The 25,912-nt window shown below is 72.6% G+C and carries 19 protein-coding genes; 13 read left to right on the top strand and 6 right to left on the bottom strand.

Annotated elements, in window-relative coordinates:
• Nucleotides 1-76 precede the first annotated feature (76 nt).
• Entirely contained in the window at nucleotides 77-1,285 is a 1,209-nt protein-coding gene (locus tag ACN263_RS15475; RefSeq protein WP_422740517.1) for an RNA polymerase sigma factor, read from the bottom strand.
• 2 nt (nucleotides 1,286-1,287) lie between these two features.
• A complete protein-coding gene (locus ACN263_RS15480; protein WP_422740518.1) occupies nucleotides 1,288-1,641 on the bottom strand; it encodes a YciI family protein in 354 nt (117 codons plus the stop codon).
• 272 nt (nucleotides 1,642-1,913) lie between these two features.
• On the opposite strand from ACN263_RS15480, the gene fxsA reads away from it, so the two are divergent.
• From fxsA to ACN263_RS15495, 3 genes are read left to right on the top strand one after another with little or no spacing between them, the layout of a single operon-like run.
• Nucleotides 1,914-2,105 carry an FxSxx-COOH cyclophane-containing RiPP peptide gene (gene fxsA / locus ACN263_RS15485; protein ID WP_422740519.1) on the top strand — a complete coding sequence of 64 codons (192 nt, stop codon included), beginning with the start codon at nucleotides 1,914-1,916 and terminating at the stop codon, nucleotides 2,103-2,105.
• A gap of 47 nt (nucleotides 2,106-2,152) precedes the next feature.
• The gene (locus tag ACN263_RS15490) at nucleotides 2,153-3,319 is read left to right on the top strand and encodes an FxsB family cyclophane-forming radical SAM/SPASM peptide maturase (RefSeq protein ID WP_422740520.1); all 1,167 of its coding nucleotides are present in this window, start codon (nucleotides 2,153-2,155) and stop codon (nucleotides 3,317-3,319) included.
• Nucleotides 3,316-5,013 carry an aKG-HExxH-type peptide beta-hydroxylase gene (locus ACN263_RS15495; protein WP_422740521.1) on the top strand — a complete coding sequence of 566 codons (1,698 nt, stop codon included), beginning with the start codon at nucleotides 3,316-3,318 and terminating at the stop codon, nucleotides 5,011-5,013. Before ACN263_RS15490 ends, ACN263_RS15495 begins: the two co-directional genes overlap by 4 nt.
• A gap of 304 nt (nucleotides 5,014-5,317) precedes the next feature.
• Here the strand turns inward: ACN263_RS15495 and fxsT are convergent, their stop codons facing one another.
• Nucleotides 5,318-9,226: an FxSxx-COOH system tetratricopeptide repeat protein gene (gene fxsT, locus ACN263_RS15500; protein ID WP_422740522.1), complete on the bottom strand. Its 3,909-nt coding sequence runs from the start codon at nucleotides 9,224-9,226 to the stop codon at nucleotides 5,318-5,320.
• Nucleotides 9,227-9,238: 12 nt separating this feature from the next.
• On the bottom strand, nucleotides 9,239-10,480 hold the full coding sequence (locus ACN263_RS15505) for a TIR-like protein FxsC (RefSeq protein ID WP_422740523.1): 1,242 nt from the start codon (nucleotides 10,478-10,480) through the stop codon (nucleotides 9,239-9,241).
• A 133-nt stretch (nucleotides 10,481-10,613) separates the two neighbouring features.
• On the opposite strand from ACN263_RS15505, the gene ACN263_RS15510 reads away from it, so the two are divergent.
• A complete protein-coding gene (locus tag ACN263_RS15510; RefSeq protein WP_422740524.1) occupies nucleotides 10,614-11,936 on the top strand; it encodes a flavin monoamine oxidase family protein in 1,323 nt (440 codons plus the stop codon).
• Between the two features lie 113 nt (nucleotides 11,937-12,049).
• On the opposite strand, the gene ACN263_RS15515 is transcribed toward ACN263_RS15510, so the two are convergent.
• Nucleotides 12,050-14,689: a discoidin domain-containing protein gene (locus ACN263_RS15515; RefSeq protein WP_422740525.1), complete on the bottom strand. Its 2,640-nt coding sequence runs from the start codon at nucleotides 14,687-14,689 to the stop codon at nucleotides 12,050-12,052.
• 321 nt (nucleotides 14,690-15,010) lie between these two features.
• The gene (locus tag ACN263_RS15520) at nucleotides 15,011-16,213 is read right to left on the bottom strand and encodes an ROK family protein (RefSeq protein ID WP_422740526.1); all 1,203 of its coding nucleotides are present in this window, start codon (nucleotides 16,211-16,213) and stop codon (nucleotides 15,011-15,013) included.
• Between the two features lie 237 nt (nucleotides 16,214-16,450).
• Here ACN263_RS15520 and ACN263_RS15525 point away from each other — a divergent pair, with 237 nt between their 5' ends.
• The 9 genes from ACN263_RS15525 (at nucleotide 16,451) to ACN263_RS15565 (ending at nucleotide 25,843) form a co-directional block, all read left to right on the top strand.
• Nucleotides 16,451-17,749 carry an ABC transporter substrate-binding protein gene (locus ACN263_RS15525; RefSeq protein WP_422740527.1) on the top strand — a complete coding sequence of 433 codons (1,299 nt, stop codon included), beginning with the start codon at nucleotides 16,451-16,453 and terminating at the stop codon, nucleotides 17,747-17,749.
• Nucleotides 17,750-17,819: 70 nt separating this feature from the next.
• Nucleotides 17,820-18,812, top strand: a complete 993-nt coding sequence (locus ACN263_RS15530; protein ID WP_422740528.1) for a carbohydrate ABC transporter permease — start codon at nucleotides 17,820-17,822, stop codon at nucleotides 18,810-18,812.
• Complete coding sequence (locus ACN263_RS15535; protein WP_422740529.1) at nucleotides 18,805-19,644, top strand: carbohydrate ABC transporter permease; 840 nt, start codon at nucleotides 18,805-18,807, stop codon at nucleotides 19,642-19,644. Before ACN263_RS15530 ends, ACN263_RS15535 begins: the two co-directional genes overlap by 8 nt.
• A 29-nt stretch (nucleotides 19,645-19,673) precedes the next feature.
• Nucleotides 19,674-21,041 carry a GH1 family beta-glucosidase gene (locus tag ACN263_RS15540; RefSeq protein ID WP_422740530.1) on the top strand — a complete coding sequence of 456 codons (1,368 nt, stop codon included), beginning with the start codon at nucleotides 19,674-19,676 and terminating at the stop codon, nucleotides 21,039-21,041.
• A gap of 205 nt (nucleotides 21,042-21,246) precedes the next feature.
• Nucleotides 21,247-21,744: a 2Fe-2S iron-sulfur cluster-binding protein gene (locus tag ACN263_RS15545; RefSeq protein WP_422740717.1), complete on the top strand. Its 498-nt coding sequence runs from the start codon at nucleotides 21,247-21,249 to the stop codon at nucleotides 21,742-21,744.
• The gene (locus tag ACN263_RS15550; protein WP_422740531.1) at nucleotides 21,741-22,724 is read left to right on the top strand and encodes an FAD binding domain-containing protein; all 984 of its coding nucleotides are present in this window, start codon (nucleotides 21,741-21,743) and stop codon (nucleotides 22,722-22,724) included. Before ACN263_RS15545 ends, ACN263_RS15550 begins: the two co-directional genes overlap by 4 nt.
• Complete coding sequence (locus tag ACN263_RS15555) at nucleotides 22,721-24,811, top strand: xanthine dehydrogenase family protein molybdopterin-binding subunit (protein WP_422740532.1); 2,091 nt, start codon at nucleotides 22,721-22,723, stop codon at nucleotides 24,809-24,811. The genes ACN263_RS15550 and ACN263_RS15555 overlap by 4 nt, the downstream gene beginning before the upstream one ends.
• 28 nt (nucleotides 24,812-24,839) lie before the next feature.
• Nucleotides 24,840-25,205, top strand: a complete 366-nt coding sequence (locus ACN263_RS15560; protein ID WP_422740533.1) for an ArsR/SmtB family transcription factor — start codon at nucleotides 24,840-24,842, stop codon at nucleotides 25,203-25,205.
• A complete protein-coding gene (locus tag ACN263_RS15565; protein WP_422740534.1) occupies nucleotides 25,205-25,843 on the top strand; it encodes an SRPBCC family protein in 639 nt (212 codons plus the stop codon). The genes ACN263_RS15560 and ACN263_RS15565 overlap by 1 nt, the downstream gene beginning before the upstream one ends.
• Nucleotides 25,844-25,912: the final 69 nt, after the last annotated feature.

The raw sequence follows: 25,912 nt of genomic DNA on the forward strand, positions 1-25,912 counted from the left end.
CGCTGCTGCGGCCACGGGCGGACACCGGGCCGACGGGCGGCTCGGTTTCCCGACCGGGCCACCGGCAAACGCACGGTCAGCCCGGGGCCAGCGCCGCCGCCCGGGCGGTGAGGAAGGCCCGTTCGGCCGCGTTGTCCGTCAACGTCACGGCCATCCGGTACGCCTCGACGGCCTCCGCCTCGCGGCCGAGCCGGGCCAACAGGTCGGCGCGGACAACGTGCCGCACGTGATACCCGGGCAGGTCGACCCGGTCCACCTCGGCCAACGCCACCACCGCGCCGGCCACCTCGGCGAGCGCGACGGCCCGGTTCAGCGCCACCACCGGGCCCGGGGCGACGACCGTCAGGTGGTCGTACAGGATGAGGATCTGCGCCCAGTCGGTGTCGGCGGCGCTGCTCGCGGCACTGTGCACGGCGGCGATCGCGGCCTGGATCTGGTACGGCCCCGGCCGGTCGCGGCGCAGGCAGCGGCGGACCAGTGCCTGCCCCTCGGCGATCAGGCGGGCGTCCCACCGGTCCCGGTCCTGCTCGGGCAGCGGCACCAGGGCGCCGTCGGCGGTGGTGCGGGCCGCCCGGCGGGATTCGGTGAGCAGCATCAGCGCGAGCAGGCCCAGCGCCTCCGGCTCGTCCGGCATCAGCTCGACGAGCAGCCGGGCCAGCCGGATCGCCTCCACGCACAGGTCGGCGCGGACCAGGTGCGGGCCGCCGCTCGCCGTGTACCCCTCGTTGAAGATCAGGTACAGCACCGCGAGGACGGCGTGCAGCCGCTCGGGCAGGTCCGCGTCGCTCGGCACCCGGTACGGGATGCGCGCGTCCCGGATCTTCGACTTGGCCCGGACCAGCCGCTGCGCCATCGTCGCCTCCGGCACCAGGAACGCGCGGGCGATCTCGGCGGTGCGCAGGCCACCGAGCAGCCGCAGGGTGAGCGCGACCCGGGTGGCCGGCGCGAGTGCCGGATGGCAGCAGGTGAAGATCAGACGTAGCTGGTCGTCGCGCACGGGCCCCTCCTGTCTGGGTGGGTCGGGGGCGTACAGCAGGGCCGCCTGGGCGTGCCGGTCGGCCCGGGTCGCCTCCCGACGCAGCCGGTCGATGGCCTGGTTGCGGGCGGTGGTGATGATCCAACCGGCCGGGCTGGGTGGTGGGCCGCTGGTCGGCCACCGCCGCAGCGCGATCGTGAAGGCGTCCTGCACGGCCTCCTCGGCGAGGTCGATGTCGCCGAGGAGGCGCACCAGCACGGCGACGGCGCGGCCGTACTCGGCGCGGAACACCGCCGCCACGTCGGGCACGGTCAGCCTTCGACGCCGGGCCGGAAGGGGCGCACCTCGATCGGCAGGGTGGTGGCCAACGCGTAGCGGCGACCCCAGCGCAGGGCGGCGTCCAGGTCCGGAACGTCGATGATGGTGACGCCGCCCAGGTGCTCCTTGCCCTCCACGAACGGCCCGTCGGTGACCAGGACGTCGCCGTCGTGGGGGCGCAGCACGGTGGCGGTCTCCGGCCCGTGCAGGCCCTGACCGAACACCCACGAGCCGTTCGCGACCAGTTCGTCCCGCAGTTCGCCGACCTCGCGCATCACCCGGGCCAGGAACTCCGGTTCCGGTGTCCCGCCGTCGGGCTGGTGCATGCTGAGCAGGTAGCGCGTCATCGTTCCTCCTCGCGGTGGCGGTCGGTCCGACGCCGACCCCTCATCCTCCATACGAACGACGACCGCCCACATCGACAGGCCGGCCGGACCCGCATCGGCCCGCCGACGCCGGGCCGCCGGACGGTCGCGGTGGTACGCCAGGTAACGGCACGGTGGCCAGCGCGTACGGGGTACGGTGTCGCGCCGTCGCGGGTCGGGTGCGATGGTGTAGAAAGGCGGAGTGAGCGCAGCGGTGACTCAGGTGACGGCCTTCGACCGAAGGACGGTCCACGGTGGCTGACCACGACCAGCCGCCCATCGGACACACTGTCGGCACCGCTCTGGTGCAGCTCGGCGACGTACCTTTGGCGGACCTGCTGGCCGGTGCCGGTGACGGCGTCCTGGCGCACGTACTGGGCACATTGACCGCCGAGGGTGAGCCGGGCCGGCCCGGCGACGTGTCGGCCTTCGAGTCGAGCTTCTGACCGTGCCGGCCGACGCCCCGCCGTCGGCCACCCGACACCGCCCTGCCGTGACCGCGCCCCACGTCCGCCAGGTGGTGCTGAAGGTCCACTCGCGGTGCAACCTGGCCTGCGACTACTGCTACGTCTACCGGCACGCCGACCAGGACTGGCGTTCCCGGCCCCGGATCATGGCCCCCGGCACGGTGAGCCGGGTCGCCGACCGGCTCGCCGCCCACATGGCCCGGCACGGCACCGACCGGGTCCGGGTGGTGCTGCACGGCGGTGAGCCGCTGCTCGCCGGCCTCGCCGCGCTCGACCGGACGGTCCGCACGCTGCGCGCCGCGCTGCCCACCGGCGCCACCCTCGACGTGTCGATGCAGACCAACGGGCTGCTGCTCGACGAGGCGGCGCTCGAGCTGTGCCACACGCACCGCATCGACGTCGGCGTCAGCGTGGACGGTGACCGGACGGCCAACGACCGGCACCGCCGGCACGCCGACGGGCGTGGCAGCTACGCCGAGGTGGCCACCGCGCTGCGCCTGCTGGCGCGGCCCGAGCACCGCGCCCGTTACGCCGGTCTGCTCTGCACCGTGGACCTGGCCAACAACCCGATCGCCGTCTACGAGGGCCTGCGGGAGTTCGACCCGCCCCGGCTGGACCTGTTGCTGCCGCACGGCAACTGGAGCGCTCCCCCGCCCGGACGGCACCCCGACGACCCCGCCACCCCGTACGCGGACTGGCTGATCGCGGTCTTCGACCGCTGGTACGCCGAGCGACCCCGGCGGACCGGCATCCGGCTGTTCGAGTCGCTGATCGCGCTGCTGTTGGGCGGTCGCAGCGGCACGCAGGCGCTCGGTGTGGCCGACCCGGACGTGATGACGATCGAGACCGACGGCACCATCGAGGGCACCGACACGCTCAAGACCACCACCGCGGCGGCGATGCGGACCGGCTACGACGTGTTCCGGCACAGTTTCGACGAGGCGCTGCGGCACCCGTCGCTGGCCGGGCGTCCCACCGGGATGGCGGCGCTCGCGGCGGCCTGCCGCGCCTGCCCGGTGGTGGACGTCTGCGGCGGCGGCCTGTACGCGCACCGCTTCCGCGACGGCGTCGGTTTCGCCCAGCCGTCGGTCTACTGCGCCGACCTGTTCCGGCTGATCCGGCACGTCCGGGAGCGGGTGAGCGCCGACGTGGCGGCGCTGCGCCGGCAGAGCGTGCCGGCGGCGCACCGGTGACCGGCCCGCTGACGGCCCGGCAGCTCGCCGGGCTGGCCGCCGGCCAGGGCGACGCCGACACCATCGCGGTGTTGCGGGGCGGGCAGCTCGGACGACGCCGGCTGCTGACCGTCGCCGCGGCCCGCGCCTGCTATGACGAGCCGCTGGTACGGCAGAGTCTGGACCTGCTCACCCGGGCCGAGCAGGCCGACCCGGCGACGGTCGGCGCGGTGCTGGCCCACCCACCGGTGACCGGTTGGGCCCGGGCCGCGCTCGACGGCGCCGCCGGGCCCAGTTACCTGGCCACGCTCGCCGCGGCGGCGGCCATCCGCGCCGGCCTGACCTTCACGCTGACGCTGCCCCGCCCGGCCGACGGGGTGCTGCCGCTGCCCACCGTCGGCGCGGCGTCCGGCCTGCCCGCCGACGGCCCGGTCCGGCTGCACGGCGCGGCCGGCGAGCTGCGGATCGACGACGGCGCGGACGACCACGGGGTACGCGTCGACACCCGCGCCGGTCGGCTGCGCGACGCGGGCGACGGCGGAATCGACTGGCAGCCGGCCCGCCGGACCGTGCCGTTCGACCCGGCCGGGGTGCTGGTCGACGACCAGGACCCGTGGCGCGACTGCTACCACCGGCCGTCCGCGCCCCGGCTGGACGACGCGGGCGCCGCCCGGCTGGACCGTCTCGCCGCCGAGGCCGGGCAGTGGCTGCGCGACCACCTGCCGGCGCACGTCGACGCGTTGGCCGGTCTGCTGCGCTCGCTCGTACCGTTGCGACCGCCGCCCTCGGGCAATCCGGTGAGCGCCACCAGCAGGGACGCGCTGGGGGCCATCGCGCTCTCCGTGCCGGCCGACCCGCAGACCCTCGCGCTGCTGCTCGTGCACGAGGTGCAGCACACCAAACTCGGCGCGCTGCTCGACCTCGTCCCGCTGCACGACGCGGGTGGGCCGGCACGCTACCGGGCGCCGTGGCGGCTGGACCCGCGTCCGGTCGGCGCGCTGCTCCAGGGCGCGTACGCCCACCTGGGAGTGGCCGAGGTGTGGCGGCAGCGCCGGCACGAGGGCGCCGCGGCCGCGTTCGAGTACGCGTACTGGCGGGAGCAGACCATCCGCGCGGTCCGGCAGCTCGCCGGGGCGAGCGAGCTGACCGACGCCGGCCGGTCGTTCGTGGCCGGCATGGCGGGCACGTTGCACGGCTGGCGTGAGCCGGTCGACGGCCTGGTCGAGGCCGCCGTGCGGGACGTGGCGGACGCCGGCGCGGTGCGCTGGGGCCTGGCCAACCTGCGGCCCGACCCGGACGGGGTGGCCCGGCTGGCGCGCGCGTGGCGGCACGGGGCGCCGCCGACTCTCGACCGCTCACCGTCGACGGTCGTCCCGGCGCCGGCCCGGCCCGCTCTCACCGTGGCCAGCGGCCCCGAGGCGGCCGTCCGGCACCGGCTCCTGGGCGGCGGGGGGCCGCACCAGTCGAGCCCGAGCGACCAGGCGTACGCGGCGGGCAACTCCGAGGACGCGTTGGCCGGGTACCGGCGGCGTCTCACCGCCGACTCCGGCGACGTCGACGCCTGGGTGGGGCTCGCCCTGACCGCCCACCGCACCGGACAAGCGGCGGCGGCGCGGGTGCTCACCCGCCGACCCGAACTGGTACGAGCGCTGAGCCACGTGCTCCCCGACGCCGACCCGCTCACGCTCGCGGCCTGGCTGGCACAGCCCGCCTGACCGGTCGGCTGGCGAACCGTGACGCCGACGCCCCTGGATGCGACGCCAGGGCCAGCCGTGCGCGAATGCGCCAGGGGCCCAGCCGCCGCCGGATGCGACGCCAGGTACCCACTTGTGTCCTTTGCTCTGCTTCAACTGGCGCAACACTCGCGGCCCAGAAGTGTTGCGTGGAGTGAAGCAGTGCAAAGGACACACGGGAGGTGGCCGAGGTGGGGCCCGCTATGCCACCGGGCCGGCGGTGCGGCGGGGTGGGGCGGGATGGGGCTGGGTGAAGCTGGGTGGTGCGGGATGGTGGGCGGTGCGGTCAGAGCAGCGCCGGCTCGATGTAGGCGTTGGAACGTTCCCGCTGGCGGGCCTGCACCACCCGGGGATTGTCGCCGCCGAAGAGCTGCACGAGCTGCCCGAACGCCTCGTCGTAGAGCGCCCGACCGGCGTCCGCCTCGCTCTCGGTCACCTGGCGGCTCAACGCGAGGTTGACCGACGCCGAGAGGGTGTCCGGGTGCTCGGCGCCCAACGCTCGGGTCAGCTCCACGTACGCGGTGGTGTCCAGCAGCAACGCGTTGTCCGGGTCGCCGAGGGCGAACAGGTCGTTGGCGAGGTTGAGGGTGGCCAGCAGGGTGTGCGGATGCCGCTCGCCGAGGCTGGTCAGCAACTGGTCGCGGACCCGCTGGGACAACTCCCGGGCCTGCGTGTGGTCGCCCTGCTTGCGCAGCAGCACACCGAGGTTGTTGAGGCAGGCCAGGCTGATGGCGTGCGACTCGCCGAGCACCGCGTCGTAGCTGGCGCGCAGGCGGCGCGCCAAGCGCAGGGCGGTCTGGTTGTCGCCCACCGCCGACCAGGTGGTGGCCAGGGCCATCTCGGCGGAGAGGGTGTCGGCGTGCTCGGCGCCGAGCGTGCGCTGGTAGCGGACCACGGTCCGCTCGATCAGCCGGTGCGCGTCGGTGAAGCGACCGAGCTGACGCAGCGTGAGTGCCAACTCCTTCGCCGTGCGCAGGGTCTCCGGATGGTCCGGGCCGTTCACCTTCTGCTGGCTGGTGTACGTGCGTTGCAGGACGCTGTGCGACCGCCACAGCTCGCCGGTGTCGCGCAGGCCGCGCCCGTAGTTGCTGGCCGACGCCAGGGTGGACGGGTCCTCCTCGCCGAACCGGTCCCGCCGCCGCTCGTGGATGTGCTGGTCGAGCGCGGCCGCGCCACGGAAGTCACCGACCAGGCGCAGGGACACGGCGAGGTTGTTCTCGGCGGTCAGCGTACGGCCGCTGTCGTCGCCGAAGCTGCGGACGCTCAACTCCAGCGTGCGCCGGTCCTGCGCCTCGGCCTCGTGGTAAAGGCCCTGGGCGCGCAGGTCGGCACCGAGGCTGCGGGCCGTCATCAGGGTGTAGAGGTGCTCCTCGCCGAAGATCCGCCGCTGCCGGTCGTAGACGTCCCGGTCGATCTCGTACGCGCGGTCGAAGTGGCTCTGCGCGCGCAGCACGTTCGCCAGGTGGAAGCGCATGCGCAGCCGGGTGGGGTCGTCCTCGTCGGTGTCGCGCCACCCGGTCAGCGCGTCCTCGGCGAGGGTACGGCTGGTGTCGTAGTCGCCCCGCCGGTAGAGGTAGCGCACGATGTCCACGACGAGCTGCCGCGCCTCATCCAAGGTGGACAGATGCAGGCCGCTGGGGCGTACGTGCGGCCACAGCTCGGCGTACTCGGGCCAGTTGACCGGCTTGTCGGGGTCGCGGGGATTGGCGGCGGCGAGCAGCAGTTGGGCTTCCCGGCGGGCCTCGTCGGGATCGCTGAGCTGGTCCTGGATAACCAACTGGACCAGCCGGTGGATCCGTACCGTGTTGTTCTCGGCGTCGACCTGGGCCAGGCCGTAGCGGCCCAGCTCGGCGGTGACCAGGCCCTGCAGGATCGGGTCGGTGAGCGTCGGGTCGATCGGCGCCATGAAGCTGGCGAAGCGGTCACCGGTGAGCATGGCGACCGGGATCGGCTCCGGCGCGTAGAACGAACACAGCTCCAGCAGCCGGGCCGCGGCCGGCTTCTCCTCGCGCAACTGGCCGAGGGTGAACAGCCAGGTGGCGGCGAGCGCCTTGGAGTAGCCGGCGGACTGCCGGCCGTCGAGGATGCGCAGCAGACCGGGGGTGTCCAGCGAATTCAGGTACTTCTCCACCTGCATGGCGCTGGCCCGCAGGTACGCCGCGCCCTGCTCGACCGCGAGCGGCAGGTCGCCGAGTTTCTCGGCCACCTGGGCGGCCTCGGTCTCGGTGAGCCCGCGGACCCGGTCCCGCAGCAGTTGGACGCTCTCGGCGCGGTCGAAGACGGTCAGCTCGGTCGCGGTGGCGTACTCGCTCCAGCTCTGGTCGCGGGTCGTGAGCAGCACGTGGCCGGGCCCCTGCGGCAGCAGCGCGCGAGTGGCGTGGGTGGGCTTGTCGGCGTTGTCCAGGATGATCAGCCAGCGCTCGTCGGGCCCGGCGCGGCGCAGCGTGTCGAGCACCCGGCGGGCCGCCTCGGCGCCACCGCCGGTGCCCAGCCCCATCGCCTGCCCGAGGTCGGCGAGGCCACCGCGGATGCGGTCCTCGCTGTCCGCCGGGATCCACCAGACCAGGTCGTAGTCGCGGCCGAAGCGCAGCGCGTACTCGGCGGCGAGCTGGGTCTTGCCGACGCCACCGAGGCCGTGCACGACCTGGATGGCCGAGTCCGGCGCGGTGGTGAGCCGGTCGCGCAGCGCTTCGAGTTGGGCGGCCCGTCCGACGAACGGGGTGCCGTGCTGACGGACGTTGGAGATCGTCGGGAACGGGCCGGGGAACCGGCCGACCGCACGGCCGCCGGCCAGGACCGTCGCTCCGGCGGCCTCCAGCAGCCGGCTCCGGGCGGTGGACGGGTCGACGTCGGTGAGGTCCACCGGGCTGTGGTCGCTGTACGGCATGGTGAGCCGGGATTCGTCGACCCGCAGCGGAACCAGCACGCCCGCGCCGCCGAGCTGGTCCCGACCGGTGGCGTTCTTCCACACCTCGGCACCGAGGGGGGTGCTGGCGTAGTGCCGGGTGAGCACGGTCAACACCCGGCTCGCGCCGCTGACGGCCCGGTCGAACTCGGCCCGCCCGGCGGCGGCCACCGGCACGTCCAGCGCGCGGCGGTCCACCCGAAGCCCGGCGTCCTCCAACTGATCGGTGATCCACTCGGCCCAGAGCCGGTCGGCGGAGGCGTAGCTGAGCAGGACGGCCTGCTCGGCGCTGAGCCGGCTTCGTTCGAACTCGGCCAGCAAGCGGCGACGGTCCGTCTCGCCGATCGGGTGCAGCTGGGTGACCCGCTCGTCGGTGATCACCGAGGCGAGCTGCTCGTACGCGGTCAGCAGGGTGCCGACCTGCTCGGGCCGGTCACCGAAGGCGGCGAGGATCTCCTCGTAGGCGTAGAACGTGCGGTACGGCACCTCGATGGTGTTCCAGTAGCGGGCGGCCGCCGCGTCGGAGAGGTGGTCCAGGAACGGGGCGAACTCGGCGCGTACCAGGTCCCGGCCGGTCTCCAGTTTGCGCAGCTCGGCGTCCTCCACGCGCATCGGCACCGGCAGCAGCAGCGGCGGGTCGTCCGGACGTTGGCTGCGGATCGAGCGGGCCACCGCCGCCGCGCCCCGGATGCTCTGGGTGGACATGGTGAAGCAGTTGACCACCAGGTCGGGCAGTTGGACGGTGCAGATGCCGGCCACGTCGCTGAGGCCGGTACGGCTGTCGATCAGCACCACGTCGTACTCGGCGCGCATCTGCGCCCGGACCGCGTCGATGAACGACGCGCCGCCCTGGCGCTCGTAGAAGTTGGCCCAGTCGAAGGTGCTCACGAGCCGGGAGTACGCGGAGTCCTGCTGCCCGGCGGCCACGAAGTCGATCACCCCGCCGTGGCTGAAGTCCCAGTTCAGCGAGACCGCCCGGCGTTGGATCTTGGCGTGGCCGGTGAGGAGTTCCTGGGAGTCCTCGTCCCGGTTGCGCTGCATCGTGGCGATCGAGTAATCCCAGATCATCTCGATGACGCCGGGGGTGGCCCGCAGTTCCTTGTCCCGCAGGAACGGGTGGAAGTAGCGGTGCAGGCCCGGAGACTCCAGGTCCCAGTCGACGACCAGCACCTGTAGGCCCTGGCTGGCCAGGATCCAGGCCACATTGGCCAGCGCCATCGTGCGGCCGGTGCCGCCCTTGTACGAGTAGAAGGTCACGATCTGGCCGCGTGCCGTCTCGTTCACCGCCATGGCGTGCCTCCCCTAGGGACCTTCGAGGATCGGGCGAGGACCGGAGCCGTCGGAGGTCGGCTCCTGGTAGACCGTGCCCGTGCGGTAGATCCGGCCCTGCTCGACCACCAGCACGTCCTCCAGTTCCTCCTGGAAGCGCGCGGAGGTCGCGATCTCGGTGCGCCACACGTCGCGGTTGTTGTGCACCACGTGATGCGGAAGCACCCGGGCCAGGGTGTCCCACATCTTGCGGTTGCCGCCGGTGGCCGCGTCGTCGGCGGCCGTCCACGGCACCAGTACCGGCGACCGTGGCGAGTCCACGTCGCGGTCGTAGGTGATCAGACTGACCTCGTAGCGCGGCAGGTCGGCGGACCAGACGTCGACCACCAGCACGACGATCTGGTTGTGCGCCCGTGCCCACTCCCGGATCGCCGCCAGCTCTCCGGCGTCCTCGACGGTCCAGCCGTAGCTCTTGGTGGTGGCGATGGCCCCGGCCCAGCTGCCGATCGGCACCTCCAGCTCGGGCCGGTACGGCCGCCAGTCCCGCGAGACCGCGCCGTAGCGGTCCTCGGCACCGGGCCGGCTGCCGGCCAGTTCGGCGGAGCTGCCGGCGACCAGCACGATGTGCACGTGTCGGGCACTGGTGGCGCGCTGCACCGCCGGCGACACGCTCTGGCCGTGGCGCGCCTGCGGCCGCGACGGCCCTCCGAAGGCACTTGTCACCTTGGACAGCACCGGGCGCTGCGCCGGACGGTGCAGGGCGTGGTCGCGGGCGGTCTGCACGATGTGCCGGGCGAGGGCGTCGACGAAGTCCCTGTAGTCGTCCTCGTGCCGCTTGCGCTGCTTGAGGGTGAGCAGGCCGTCCTGGGCGTAGGCGGTGCCGGTGTGGAAGTTGCGGTACTGGAAACCGGCGACCGCCTTGGGCAGCCGGTCACACGGGAGCCACTGCACCGGCACGATCGCGGGCGGTCGGATGCGGAACTGCCGCTCGTGCTCCTCGATCCGGTCGACGAAGACCTGGAACTCCCGCCCGCAGTAGTCGCTGACGACGTACCGCGGCGAGGTGAGCGCGACGAGGCAGGCGCTGGTGGACAACGCGTCGGAGAGCGTGTCCGGCCAGGTGCTGCCGAGCGGGATGTGCCCGTCGATGAACCCCGCCTCGGTCCAGTGCAGGGCGGCCAGTCCGGCCACCGCCTCGCTGAGATCGACGAAGAACTCCTGGATCTGGCTGTTGCGGTTGTCCTCTTGGGCGTAACTCAGGAAAAAGAGTGGCACGCCCGCCTCCGCTCACGGGTTCCACGACCGGTAGGCACAGTATAGGACCGTCGATGCCAGCTCATCCTGGCCGCGATCATCAGCGCGGGCACGCGAAGAGTCATATGCCCGACGGTTCGGGGTAGACCCTGCGGTGTCCGAGGGCGTCCGGGTGGTCGTGGTCGGCGCCGGCATGTCCGGTCTCGCCGCCGCGACAGCGCTGTGCCGGGCCGGCGCGCGGGTGCGGGTGCTGGAGGCCCGGGACCGCGTCGGCGGACGGACGCTGACCCGGTGGCTGCCCGACGGCACCCAGCTCGACCTGGGCGCCCAGTGGATCGGCCCGACCCAGGACCGGATGTACGCGCTGGTCGCCGAGCACGGGCTGGTCACCTTCGCCTCGGCGGCGGTCGGCGCGTCCACCCTGCTCTGGGGCGGCACACCGCGGCCCGACCCGCCGGCGCGGGTCGCGCGGGTGCTCGGCCTGCTCGACGAGTACGCCGCGACCGTGGACCCGGCCACGCCGTGGGAGGCGCCGGAGGCGGCGCGGTGGGACGCGACGACCGTCGGCTGCTGGCTGCGCGCCATGGCCGGCGACACCGACACCGCCGGCTACCTGGGGCGGCTGCTCGCCGGTGGGCTGCTGGCCACCGGCGCGGACGAGGTGTCCCTGCTGCATCTGCTCTTCTACCTGCGCGGCGCGGGCGGTACCGGGCCGCTGCTGGGCATGGCCGGGGGCGCGCAGCAGGACCGGATCGTGGGCGGTCCGCCGGCGCTGGCCGAGCGGATGGCGGCGCGGCTGCCGGCGGGGACGCTGCGGCTGGGCACCGCCGTACACACCATCGCGCAGGACGCCCACGGCGTGACGGTGTGCACCGACACCGGGCGTGTCGAGGGCGACGCGGTGGTGGTCGCGCTCGCGCCGACGCTGGCCGGTCGGATCCGGTACGACCCACCGCTGCCGCCGCTGCGCGACGGCCTGACGCAGCGGATGCCGATGGGCTCGGCGTGGAAGGTGCACGCCGTCTACCCCGAGCCGTTCTGGCGGGCCGACGGGCGCTCGGGCGTCTCCACCAGCAACACCGGCCCGCTCACCGAAACCGTGGACAACTCGACGCCGACCTCGCCGCGCGGCGTGCTGACCGGTTTCAGCTACGGCGCGGACGCCGCCGCGCTGCGGGAGCTGTCGCCCGACGGGCGACGCCGGTGCGTGCTGGACGCGTTCGCTGCCGTGGTCGGACCACGGGCGGCCGATCCGATCGCGGTGGTGGAGTACGACTGGTCGGCCGACGAGTGGACGCGGGGTTGTTTCGGCGGGGTGCTCACGCCCGGCGCCTGGCACGGGTACGGGCCGTCGCTGCGCACGCCGGTCGGTCGGGTGCACTGGGCGGGCACCGAGACGGCGACCCGCTGGCCCGGCTACCTGGAGGGCGCGGTGCGCGCCGGTGAACGCGCGGCGGCCGAGGTGCTGGCGTCCTGAGGGTACGACCGTGGCCGGCCCGGTCTTCGGCGGGACCGGGCCGGCCTCGGCCCTGGGTACGATCCGCGCCGGCCCGGTCCGATGAGTCAACCGGATCGGCGCGGACGCCCCGGTCAGGGGTAGTTCGTCAGGTACACCGTCTGGTTGGCCGCGTTCGCGGTGCCACCGGCGTTGTTGATCACCCGGTTGATGGTGCCGACGCCACCGAGCGAGACGGTGACCATGTTGGTGAAGCGCACGTTCGGGTTGACCGGCACCTCGAAGCTGTGCTCCTCGACCACCGCGGGGTTGACGTTGAAGTAGCTGTAGCTACCGAGGCCGAACGCCTGGTGGCTGGTCACCGAGTCGGCCACCTTGTACGCGGCGTAGCCCCGGGTCGACCCGTTCATCCAGGCCGCCTGGTTCGGCGGGTCGTACGGCAGTTCGTTCTGGTAGAAGTACGTCCGCCCACCGTTGCCGTTCCAGATGGTCTGGTACTTCTGGTAGTGCTCGACGAAGAGGCCGTACATGGTGACGTCGTCGCCGTTGACGGTGAGCCCGGTGTCGGCGGTGTTCAGCGTCCACCCGGTGGGCACGCCCTGTGCGGCGTGGTCGGCCCGCCACAGCCACATGTGGTCGCCGATGACGTTGTCGCTGTTGACGGTCAGCGTGTTGGTGGCCTTGCCGACGTGCGGGCCGCCGATGCGGAAGAACACGTCGTGCAGCGAGGTCGGGTTCGCGGCGTGGCTCGCGGACGAGCCGGACGGCCCGACCTCCATCAGCACCGGCGAGTTGGTGGTGCCGGCCTCGAACATGATGCCGGCGACCTTGACGCCGTCCACGTCGGCGACCCGCATGCCGACGCTGCCGTTGTCGGCCTGGATGGTGGCCAACCCGAGGCCGAGGATCACCGTGTCGGCGCGGTTGACCTGGATCGGCTCGGTGACGTGGTGCACGCCCGGGGTGAAGAGCAGGTGCCTGCCCTGGGCGAGGGCGGCGTTGATCGTGGCGGCGCTGGTGCCGGGCTGGACCACGAAGAACTGCGACAGCGAGATCGACGAGCCGGCCGGGGTCTTGTTGTACCAGCTCGTGCCGGTGGAGTTGGTGCGCAGGGCGGGTACGAAGACCCGGTACTCGCCGCCGCTCGTCACGTACAGGAACGGCTTCTCGCGGACCTGCGGGGTCTGCGCGATGACCGTGTGCGACGGGTTGGGGAAGCTCGGCGGCGGGGCGCCGTTGACGCCCTGGAAGACCATGTTCCACACCGAGCCGGTCCAGCCGTTGCCGAACTCGCTGTTGCGTGAGTACCACTGCTGCTGGGAGCCGGAGACGACCAGGCCGTCGATGCGGGTGTCGGCCAGCAGACCGCCGCTGGACCAGCCGTCGCCGCCGTTCCAGAGCTGGATCTGGTTCTGCGCGCCGCGCAGGTGCATCCGCCGGTACGGCGCGGCCTGCGACACCGCCCAGCGCTCCACACTGACGCCGGAGGGCAGCGTCACCGAGAGGTTCTCCGCGGCCCGCCAGAAGTTCTGCGTGGCGTTGCCGCCGAACCAGGTCGCCTCGGCCCGGACGTGGCCGTTGAGGTTGACGTCGTCGGGGCTCATGCCGAGGCCGGCGACCTGGGTGAAGAAGCCCAGGTTGACGTCGGCGGTGTAGGTGCCCGGCTTGAACAGCACGGCGTAGCGCTGCGCGCCGAACTGGTTGGTCTCCTGCTGGGTGAAGATGGTGTTCAGTCGACTCTGGATGGTCGACGTCGGGGTGCTCGGGTCGAAGACGTACGTGTTCGCGCCGAGGTTGGGGTTGTACGGGTCGGTCGTGCCGACCGGAGGCTCGCTGGTGCCGCCGCCGGTGGTGTTGACCGCCACCTCCCAGAGCGAGTAGCCGTAGGCGGTGCCCCGCGCGGTGCCGTACACCCGCAGGTAGCGTCCGGTGCCGGTGACGGTGAGGCTCTGCGTGCCACCGGTGGCCGTGGTGGTGGAGTAGATGGTGGTCCAGGTGGAACCGTCGGCCGAGGTCTGGAGCGCAAAGGCCCGGGCGTACGCGGCCTCCCAGGTCAACGTGACGCGGCAGATCGTACGGCTGCTGCCCAGGTCGACGCGCAGCCACTGCGGGTCGCTGGCGGCGCTGGCCCAGCGGGTGCCGGTGTTGCCGTCGACGGCGGCGGACGCGGGGGTGCCGGCGTTCTCGGTCGACGAGGCGGTCACCGGGCTGCCCTGCGCCACGTTGGCGCTGCCGCAGGTGGACGTGTCGCCGCCGGTCTCGCCGTAGACCTGGAACTCCCAGAGCGAGTAGCCGTAGGCGGTGCCCCGGGCGGTGCCGTACATCCGCACGTACCGGCCGGCGCCGGTGACGGTGAGGTTCTGCGTGCCGCCCGCGCCGGTGGTGGTCGAGTAGATCGTCGTCCAGGTGGCGGCGTCGTCGGAGGTCTGGATCTGGAAGGCGCGGCCGTAGGCGCCCTCCCAGAGCAGGTTGACCTGGCTGATGGTGGCCCGCGCGCCGAGGTCGACCTGGAGCCACTGCGGATCGCTGAAGGCGCTGGCCCAGCGGGTGCCGGTGTTGCCGTCGACCGCGGCCGAGGCGGGGGTGCCGGCGTTCTCGGTCGACGAGGCCGTGGCCGGGCGACCCTGCGAGAGCAGGGTGGGGGCGGCCTGCGCGGGTGCCGTGGCCACCGCCGGGGTCAGGGCCGCCACCAGGGCCACCGCGACTCCGGTGAGGAGGTGCCGAACGGTCCGCCGCCGGGGACGCGGGCGTACGGATGTAGCACGAGATGTCATGACATCGCCTGTCGATAGGGCGTTACGGACGCCGTGCGGGTGGAGGTCGGATTTCGCCCGTGGTGCCGTGGGTGGTGCCGCCGATGCGACGCCGCGGGGGAGGAGAGCGCTCTCGTAGGAGTGTTGCGGCGAGATTGCGGCGGCGTCAAGACATCGATCTATAACTTCGTTATTTATCCCGAGGATCAGATTTTGTGTAATTCCGCCCCCTCCCCCACCGTCCCGCCGGCCAGGCTGACCCCCGGTGATCAAGAGGTTGGCGTCAGGAACCGCGTCCGAGATGACGCGAACCTCTTGATCACCGCACCACAGGGGGTGGGGTCAGGAGGGGCGGACGCCGCCGGCCGTGAGGAAGCGGGCTATCGGGAGGGTGGCCGCGCCGAGGGCCACCGCGTCGACGCCCAGGCGGCAGAGTTCGATCGACGCCTGCTCGTACGGTTGGCGCAGCGCCTGCCGGCCGGCGGCCTCGCGTACGGCCGGCAGCAGGTCGCCCAGCGCCATCGCCGCCCACCCGCCGAGGACCACCCGCTCCGGGTTGAACAGGTTGATCAGGTTGGCCACCCCGGCGCCCAGGTAGCCGGCGGTGTCGTCCAGTACCCGCCGGGCGGTGGCCGACGTGTCGGCGGCGGCGACCAGCGCGGCGAGCTGGGACTCCTCGTCCTCGCCGGGAACGGCGCGACCCCGACGGGCCTCCCGGTACCGGTCGATGATCGCCTCCGCGCCCACGTACGCCTCGAGGCAGCCGCGCGCGCCGCACCGGCAGGTCCGCCCGCCGTACACCAGGGTGGTGTGGCCCCACTCCCCCGCGCTGCTGGACGCGCCCCGGTAGGTGGCGCCGTTGGTCACCACGGCCGCGCCCACACCCGAGCCGACCAGCGCGAAGACCGCGTGCCGGGCACCCCGCCCGGCGCCGAACCACATCTCGGCCTGGCCGAGGGTCTTCGCGCCGTTGTCGATGTGCAGCGGCAGGTCGGTGCCGGCGCCGATGAGGCGTTCCAGCGGCACCCGGTCCCAACCGAGCGCCTGGGCGTGCACGACGGCCTCGTCGCCCTGCTCGACCACGCCGGAGACGCCGATGCCGACGCCGAGCACGTCGGCGGTGGCCACGCCGGCCCGGCCGGTGACCCCCTCGATGCCGGACAGCACGTGCCCGGCCACCACGTCCGGCTCGGTACGCGCCGGGTCGAGCGGGTACTCGACGCTGGCGAGCAGCGTCATCGCGAAGTCGAACAGCTCGACCCGGACCCGGGTCTCGCCGACGTCCACGCCGATCACGAACGCGTACCGGGGGGCGACCCGCAGCAGCATGCTGGGTCGTCCGCCGTCGGACTCGGCGGCCCCGGCCTCGACGACGATGCCCTCGTCGATCAGGTCGGTCACCACGTTGCTCACCGCCGGCTGGCTCAGCCCGGTGCTGCGCACCAGGTCCTGCCGGGTGAGCGGGGCATCGAGGAAGAGCTTCGTCAGCAGGGCGGACCGGTTGCGCAGCCGGACGCTCCGGTTGGTGGCACGCGCCAGCTCCACTCGTCACCTCGTTCCCGTCGGCCGTAGGTGGCGACTGTAACCGCACCGTGCTTGACGACCCACCGGCCAACCACTTTAATGACGACATTCATTAAGCCGTGATGTAACTCCCGGGAAACGCCGAAGGACTTCCGACGGCGCGTCCGGAGAAACCCCGTCCGCAGCCGACCGACGTCGCCTCACCCCTATCGACGACGACGGTCGGCGGACCCCCACCACGCACCGGAAGGGCTGATCGTGTCGAGACGACACCTCGGGATATTCGCTGCCGCCGTACTGGCCGCCGCATCGCTCACCGCCTGCGGCGGCTCCGGCGACGACTCCGGCTCGTCGCCGAAGACCCTCACCTACTGGGCCAGCAACCAGGGCCCCAGCCTGGAGGCCGACAAGACCACCCTCCAGCCCGAGCTGGACAAGTTCGAGAAGCAGACCGGCATCAAGGTCAACGTCGAGGTGGTCCCCTGGTCGGACCTGCTCAACCGGCTGCTCGCCGCCGCCACCTCGGGCAAGGGCCCGGACGTGGTGAACATCGGCAACACCTGGTCGGCGTCGCTGCAGGCCACCGGCGCGCTGGTCGAGTTCGACGACGCCACCCTGCAGGCCGTCGGCGGCAAGGACCGGATCGTGCCCGCCGCGCTCGCCGCCGCCGGCGCGCCCGGCAAGCCGCCGGCCGCCGTGCCGCTCTACTCCATGGCGTACAGCCTCTACTACAACAAGAAGATGTTCGCCGACGCGGGCATCACCGCGCCGCCGACGACCTGGGAGCAGGTCGCCGAGTACGGCAAGAAGCTCAGCACCGGCGGCAAGTGGGGCCTGGCCATCGAGGGGGCGAACCCGTCGGAGAACGCCCACCACGCCTTCACCTTCAGCCAGCAGTACGGCGGTGAGTGGTTCGACTCGGCCGGCAAGCCGACCTTCGACACCCCGCAGAACGTCTCGGCCATCAAGCGCTACATCGACTTCATGGCCGCCGACAAGATCACCAACCCGAGCAACGCCGAGTACGCGCAGAACCAGTCGGTCTCGGACTTCGCCAACGGCAAGGCCGCCATGCTGCTCTGGCAGTCCGCCGGCTCGAACCTCAAGTCGCAGAACATGCCGGCCGACGCGTACGGCGTGGCCCCGGTGCCGTTCCTGGCGAACCCGCCGGCCGGCGGCAAGAAGGTCAACAGCATGGTGGCCGGCATCAACATGGCGGTCTTCAAGCACACCAAGAACAAGGACGGCGCGCTGAGCTTCGTCAAGTTCATGACCAGCGACGAGGAGCAGACGATCCTCAACAAGACGTACGGCTCGCTGCCGGCGGTCAAGACCGCCGCCACCGACCCGGCGTTCAGCGCCCCGGAGCAGAAGAGCATCCAGGAGACGCTGGTCACCACCGCCGCCCCGCTGCCGCAGGTGCCCGACGAGAGCACCTTCGAGACCCTGGTCGGCACCGCGATGAAGGAGTTGTTCGCCGACGCGGCGAGCGGCAAGCCGGTCACCGAGGAGTCGGTGAAGGCGAAGCTGACCGACGCGCAGCAGAAGATGCGCTGACCCACGCAGCGCCGGTGGCCGTGGTCGGGTGCTGAGCCCGGCCACGGCCACCGCCTCCGAGAGGACCCCGATGGCAACCAGCACCACCGCGCCGGACGCCGACCGGCGCGTACCCCGGGCCGGGTCACCCGCCCCGGGAGCCGCCCGCCGACCACGCGGCCCCCGCCGATCCCTCCTGCCGTACCTGCTGCTCGCCCCGGCCATCGTCCTGGAACTCGCCGTCCACGTGATCCCGATGGTGGTCGGGGTCTGGATGAGCCTGCTGGAGCTGACCCAGTTCCACATCCGCGACTGGTCCACCGCGCCCTTCGTCGGCCTGGAGAACTACCGGGCCACGCTCGACCTGAACAGCGCCGCCGGCAAGGAGCTGCTGCACTCGTTCTGGGTGACGCTGGTCTACAGCGTGCTCTCGGTCGGGTTCGCCTGGCTGCTCGGCATCGCGGCGGCGGTCGTGCTGCAGAAGCCGTTCCGCGGGCGGGCCCTGCTGCGGGCGCTGTTCCTCACCCCGTACGCGCTGCCGGTCTACACCGCCGTGATCACCTGGAGCTTCCTGCTCCAGCGCGACACCGGCCTGGTCAACCACGTGCTCGTCGACCAACTCGGGCTGCTGAACGAGCGGCCGTTCTGGCTGATCGGCGACAACAGCTTCTGGTCGCTGCTGGTGGTGTCGGTCTGGCGCAACTGGCCGTTCGCGTTCCTCTGCCTGATGGCCGGCCTGCAGAACGTGCCCGGCGAGCTGTACGAGGCCGCCGCGATCGACGGCGCAGGGTTCTGGCGTCGGCTGCGCTCGGTCACCCTGCCCATGCTGCGGCCGGTGAACCTGGTGCTGCTGCTGGTGCTGTTCCTGTGGACGTTCAACGACTTCAACACGCCGTTCGTGCTCTTCGGCGGCTCCGCGCCCGAGCAGGCCGACCTGATCTCCATCCACATCTACCGCAGCTCCTTCAAGACCTGGGACTTCGGTTCGGGCTCGGCGATGTCGGTGGCGCTGCTGCTGTTCCTGCTGGTCGTCTCGGCCGCGTACCTGCTGATCACCAACCGCCGGAGGGACGACCATGCGTGAGACCGCCGGTGAGCGCTGGGGCCGACGCATCGTGCTGACCCTGCTCACCCTCTTCGTCGTCATCCCGCTCTACGTGATGGTCACCTCGGCGGCGAAGCCGCTGCGGGACGTGCAGAACGGCTTCACCTGGTGGCCCAGCCGGCCCACCCTGCAACCGTTCGTCGACATGTGGAGCACCGTGCCGCTGGCCCGCTACCTGGTGAACAGCCTCGTGGTGTCGAGCGTCGCGGCGGTCTGCTCGGTCGCGATCGCCATCTTCGCCGCGTTCGCGGTCAGCCGGTACCGGTTCCGGGGCCGGGGCGTCTTCACGGTGACGGTGCTGTCCACGCAGATGTTCCCCGGCATCCTGTTCCTGCTGCCGCTGTTCCTCATCTACGTCAACCTGGGCAACGCCACCGGCATCGAGCTGTACGCCAGCCGGACCGGCCTGATCATCACGTACCTGACCTTCTCGTTGCCGTTCTCGATCTGGATGCTGGTCGGCTACTTCGACTCGATCCCCCGAGGGCTGGACGAGGCGGCGCAGGTCGACGGCGCTGGGGCGCTGCGCACCCTGTTCCAGGTCATCCTGCCGGCCGCCGTGCCCGGCGTCGTCGCGGTGACCGTGTACGCGTTCATGACCGCCTGGGGCGAGGTGCTGTTCGCCTCGGTGATGACCGACGAGGGCAGCCGCACCCTGGCGGTCGGTCTCCAGGGCTACTCGACCCAGTTCAACGTCTACTGGAACCAGATCATGGCCGCGTCGCTGGTGGTCAGCATCCCGGTCGTCGCCGGGTTCCTGGCCCTGCAGCGGTACTTCGTCGCCGGCCTCACCGCTGGCGCCGTCAAGTGAGACACCCCAACCCAGAGGAGAGCCTTCCCGTGCCGGACCTGTCCAAGCTGCCACCCGACTTCCTCTGGGGCGTTGCCACGGCGGCGTACCAGATCGAGGGGGCCGTCGACGTCGACGGCCGGGCGCCGTCCATCTGGGACACCTTCTCGGCGACCCCGGGCAAGGTCGACAACGGCGACACCGGGGCGGTGGCCTGCGACCACTACCACCGGTGGCCGGAGGATCTGGCGCTGCTGCGCCGGCTCGGCGTGGACGCGTACCGGTTCTCGGTGGCCTGGCCCCGGGTGATGCCCGAGGGCGTCGGCCGGGTCAACGCCGCCGGGCTGGACTTCTACGACCGGCTCGTCGACACGCTGCTCGCCGACGGGGTCCGGCCGTTCGTCACGCTCTACCACTGGGACCTGCCGCAGGCCCTGCAGGACGCCGGCGGCTGGCCGGAGCGCGCCACCGCCGAGGCGTTCGCCGACTACGCGGCGGTCGTCGCCGGTCGCCTCGGTGACCGGGTGGCCGACTGGAACACCGTCAACGAGCCGCTCTGCGTGTGCTGGATCGGGCACCTGGAGGGCACGATGGCCCCCGGCGAGCGGGACCTCACCCGCGCGGTGCACGCCTCGCACCACGTGCTGCTCGGGCACGGGCTGGCCACCCAGGCGATCCGGGCGAACGCCGCCCGGCCCGCCTCGGTGGGCCTGGTCGTCAACCTCAGCCCGATCGAGCCGGCGACGGACCGGCCCGAGGACGTCGCGGCGGCGCGACGGGCGGACGGCCACGTCAACCGCTGGTGGCTGGACCCGATCCACGGGCGCGGCTACCCGGCCGACATGGTCGAGACGTACGGCGTCGAGCCGCCGGTACGCGGTGACGACCTGGCGGTGATCGCCACGCCCACCGACTTCCTCGGGGTGAACTACTACTTCCGGCAGTTGGTGGTCGACGACCCGACCGGTCCGGCGCCGTACGCGAAGCAGGTGCCGGTGCCCGGCTCGGTGCAGACCGCGATGGGCTGGGAGATGTACGCGCCGGGCCTGGAGCGGCTGCTCGTCGACGTGCACGAGCAGTACCGGCCGGCCCGGATCATCGTCACCGAGAGCGGCTCGGCGTGGCACGACGAGGTCACCGCCGAGGGCACGGTGGAGGACAAGGAGCGCACCGACCACCTGGAGCAGCACCTGGCGGCGTGCGCGTCGGCGGTGGCCCGGGGTGTGCCGCTGGAGGGCTACTTCGTGTGGTCGCTGCTGGACAACTTCGAGTGGGCGTACGGCTACGACAAGCGCTTCGGGCTGGTGCACGTCGACTACGCCACCCAGCGGCGGACGGTGAAGGCGAGCGGCCTGCGCTACGCGGAGCTGATCCGCGCCCACCGGCACCTCGCCCGCGCCGGCACGCCGGTGGCCTGACACGGGGGGGGGGGGGGGGGGGGCGGACGGCCGTCCGGGTACCGCTGCGGCGGGTACCCGGGCGGCCGTCGCCGTTTCCGTGCGGCTCGTCCGCAGAGGGGTCTTCGTGTTATTTACCCGGATTTGTTCCGCGCACGGCTAACCTGGGTCGGTGTCCGCAGGAGCAGAGAGTCAGACAGCGGTCGACGCCCAGCACGCGTCGCGGGTGGCGTTCGACGTCAACGGCGTCCCGCGCGAGGTGACGCTGGACAACCGCACCACCCTGCTCGACACGCTGCGCGAGCACCTCGGCCTCACCGGTGCCAAGAAGGGCTGCGACCACGGCCAGTGCGGCTCCTGCACGGTGCTGCTCGACGGTCGCCGGGTGAAGAGTTGCCTGCTCCTCGCGGTCACCCTGGACGGCCGCTCGGTGGTCACCGTGGAGGGGTTGGCCGACGGAGAGGAGCTGTCGCCGTTGCAGGCCGCGTTCATCGCGCACGACGCCTTCCAGTGCGGCTACTGCACCCCCGGGCAGCTCTGTTCGGCGCGCGGGATGCTCGACGAGGTCGAGCGGGGCTGGCCCAGCGCGGTCACCGAGGATCTCACCGCCGCGCCCGACCTCACCGACGCCGAGATCCGCGAGCGGATGGCCGGCAACCTGTGCCGCTGCGCCGCGTACCCGCACATCGTGGCGGCGGTCCGCGAGACGGCGGCGGCGCGATGAGGCCGTTCCGCTACCACCGGCCGACCGACGTGGCCGACGCCGTTGCCGTGCTGGCCGCCGAGCCGCAGGCGGCGTACCTCGCCGGTGGGACCAACCTGGTGGACCTGATGAAACTCGGCGTGCAGCGCCCCGACGTGCTGGTGGACGTGAACCGGCTGCCCCTGGACGCCGTCGAGGAGTTGCCCGACGGTGGGCTGCGGATCGGCGCGACGGTACGCAACAGCGACCTCGCCGTACACCCGACGGTCCGCCGCGACTACCCGGTGCTGACCCGCGCCCTGCTCGCCGCCGCCTCCGGGCAACTGCGCAACATGGCCACCACGGGCGGCAACCTGTTGCAACGCACCCGGTGCCCGTACTTCCAGGACACCGGCAAGGCATGCAACAAGCGCGACCCGGGCAGCGGGTGCGCCGCCCTGCACGGCGAGAACCGGGACCTGGCGGTGCTGGACTGGTCCGAGCAGTGCGTGGCCACCCACCCGTCGGACCTGGCCGTCGCCCTCGCCGCGCTGGACGCCGTGGTGGAGGTGCACGACACCGACGGCGCACGGGACGTCCCGATGGTCGACCTGCACCGCTCGCCCGGCGCGCACCCGGAACGGGAGACCACCCTCGCCCGGGGGGCGCTGATCACGGCCGTACGGTTGCCGGCGCTGCCCGCCGCGCGCCGCTCGACGTACCTCAAGGCGCGGGACCGGGCGTCGTTCGCGTTCGCGGCCGGCTCGGTGGCCGCGGTGCTGGACCTCGACGGCGACGTCATCCGCGACGTGCGGCTGGCCTACGGGGCGCTGGCCCACCGGCCGTGGCGCGCGTACCGGGCCGAGCAGGAGTTGCGCGGCCAGCCGTTCAGCCCCGAGTTGGCGGCGCGGGCCGCCGACGCGGAGCTGGCCGAGGCCCGGCCGCTGAGCGACAACGGCTTCAAGCTGCCGCTGACCCGGTCCATCACGGTACGGGTGCTCAGCGAACTGGCGGCGTCGTGAGCACCGGGGCGCTCGGTCGGGCGCACCCCCGGCTGGAGGGCCGGGAGAAGGTCACCGGCGCGGCCCGGTACGCGGTGGAGTATCCGGTCGACGGCGTCACCTACGGCTGGGTGGTGCCCGCGGCCGTGGTGCGCGGTCGGATCACCCGGATCGACACGACCGAGGCGCTGGCCTCGCCCGGCGTACTGGCCGTCGTGCACCACGGCAACGCGCCCCGACTGGCGACCTGCGTGGAGCCGGACCTGTGGCTGCTTCAGGACCCGGTGGTGCACTACCGGGGGCAGTACGTCGCGGTGGTGGTGGCCACCAGCCTGGAGGCGGCCCGCGAGGGCGCCCGGCTGGTACGCGTCGACTACGACGCGGGCCCGCACAGCACGGTGCTCACCGACGACCACCCCGGCCTGTACAAGCCGGACGAGGTCAACCCCCACTACCCGACGGACACCGCGGAGGGCGACTTCGACGCCGGGTACGCCGCCGCCCCGGTCCGGGTGGACGCCACCTACCGCACCCCGGCCTATCACAACAACCCCATGGAGCCGCACGCCACCACGGCCCAGTGGACCGACGGGCGGCTGCTCGTACACGACTCCAACCAGGGCGCGTCATCGGTGCAGGCCACCCTGGCCGAGCTGTTCGACCTGCCCCGGGAGTCGGTTCGGGTGGTCGCCGAGCACGTCGGTGGTGGCTTCGGCAGCAAGGGGTACGCCAAGGCCGCCGTGGTGCTGACCGTCCTGGCCGCCCGGCACGTGGACCGACCGGTGAAACTGGCGCTGACCCGCCAACAGATCTTCGGGCCGATCGGCTACCGCACGCCCACCATCCAGCGGGTCCGGCTCGCCGCCGACACCGACGGGCGACTCACCGCGATCAGCCACGACGCGATCAGCCAGACCTCCATGATCCGCGAGTTCGCCGAGCAGACCGCCGTCTACACCCGCAGCATGTATGCCGCGCCGCACCGCCGCACCACGCACCGGCTGACCCGCCTCGACGTGCCCACTCCGTTCTGGATGCGGGCGCCGGGCGAGTGCCCCGGCGCGTACGCCCTGGAGTCGGCGATGGACGAGTTGGCCGTGGCCGTCGGCATCGACCCGGTGGAGCTGCGGATCCGCAACGACCCCCAGGTCGACCCCGATCTGGGCGCGCCGTTCACCAGCCGCAACCTGGTGGCCTGCCTGCGTGAGGGCGCGCGGCGGTTCGGCTGGGCCGCCCGGAACCCGACGCCCCGGTCCCGACGCGAGGGACGCTTCCTGGTCGGCTCCGGCGTGGCCGGCTCCGCCTATCCGACCCGGTCCCGCCCCTCCTCGGCGCGGGCCACCGCCCGCCCGGACGGCGGTTTCCTCGTCGAGATCAACGCCACCGACATCGGCACCGGCGCGCGGACGGCCCTCTGGCTGGTCGCCGCCGACGCCCTGGGCGTCCCGCTGGAACGGATCGAGATCAGGATCGGGGACAGCGACCTGCCCGTCGCTTCGCTGGCCGGTGGCTCGATGGGCACCTCCAGTTGGAGCTGGGCGGTGATCCGGGCCTGCACGGCGCTGCGCGCCAAGCTGCGCGATGGCACACCGCCGGACGCCGAGGTGAGCGCCGAGGCGGACACCTCCGACGAGGTGGCCGCCCAGGCCGCGCTTCCCCGGTACGCGTACGGGGCGCAGTTCGTCGAGGTCCGGGTTGACACCACCACCGGCGAGATCCGGCTCAACCGGATGCTCGGCGTGTTCGCGGCCGGCCGCATCGTCAATCCCACGACGGCGCGCAGCCAGCTCATCGGCGGCATGACGATGGGCCTGTCGATGGCGCTGCACGAGGGCGGCCTGCTCGACGAGCGGTACGGCGACTGGGTCAACCACGACCTGGCCACCTACCACATCACGGCCTGCCCGGACGTGGAGTCCATCGAGGCGTACTGGGTGGACGAGCACGACGACGAGCTGAACCTCGCCGGGGTGAAGGGCATCGGCGAGATCGGGATCGTGGGCGCGGCGGCGGCGGTCGCCAACGCCGTGTACCACGCCACCGGCGTACGGATTCGTGACCTGCCGATCCAGCTCGACAAGCTGATCGGGGTATCAGAGTTGGCTTAAATAAGCCATCAGTGATACAACTGTCGCCGTGCACGCCTTCGACGTGCTGGGCGATCCGGTCCGGCGCCGCATCCTGGAACTGCTCGCCGTCGGCGAGCAGAGCGCCGGCGCGGTCAGCGCGGTCATCCGCGCCGAGTTCGGCATCTCCCAGCCCGCCGTGTCCCAACACCTCAAGGTGTTGCGGGACAACGGCTTCGCCACCGTGCGTCCGGACGGCGCCCGGCGGCTGTACGCGGTCGACCCGCGCCCGCTGCGCGAGGTCGACGGCTGGTTGGAGCACTTCCGCCGGTTCTGGGCGCCACCCCTGGCGGCGCTCGCCACCGAACTGGCCCGGGGCCGACGCGAACGTCGCCTGCGCGGGCCCGCTGACCCATCCGACGAGAGGAACACCTGATGTTCGACGCGACCGAGCAGATCAACGCCGTGCAGCGGCAGGTCGGCAGCCGCACCCTGGCCGCCGGCGAGGCCCGGGTGGCCACGCTCAGCCAGACCTACCAGGCGACGGCCGAGGACCTGTGGGACGCCTGCACCAACGCCGAGCGCATCCCCCGCTGGTTCCTGCCGATCAGCGGCGACCTGCGACTGCACGGCACGTACCAGCTCGAGGGCAACGCGGGCGGCACCATCGAGACCTGCGAACCCCCGCACCGCTTCACCGCGACCTGGGAGATGGGCGGCGAGGTGAGCTGGATCGAGGTGCGGGTCACGCCGGTGGGCGACGATCGGGCCCGCCTCGACCTGGACCACATCGCGCACGTCGACCAGGACCGGTGGGCCCAGTTCGGACCGGGGGCCGTCGGTGTCGGCTGGGACCTGGGCCTGCTCGGTCTCGCCACGTACCTCTCCGGCGGCGTCGGCGTCCGCCCGGAGGACAGCGCCGCGTGGGTCGTCTCCGCCGAGGGGCGACGGGCCATGGAGCTGAGCAGCCAACTGTGGAGCGAGGCGAGCATCGCCGCCGGCACCGACCCCGACGAGGCCAAGGCCGCCGCCGAGCGCACCACCGCCTTCTACACCGGCACGCCGGCCGCCTGAGGCGTGCGTCAAAGCCCTCGGTCGAGCCGAGGCGGTCCGGCACGGCGACGATGGGTCGGATACCGGTGT

Source organism: Micromonospora sp. WMMD729 (assembly GCF_049315225.1).
Classification (GTDB): domain Bacteria; phylum Actinomycetota; class Actinomycetes; order Mycobacteriales; family Micromonosporaceae; genus Micromonospora.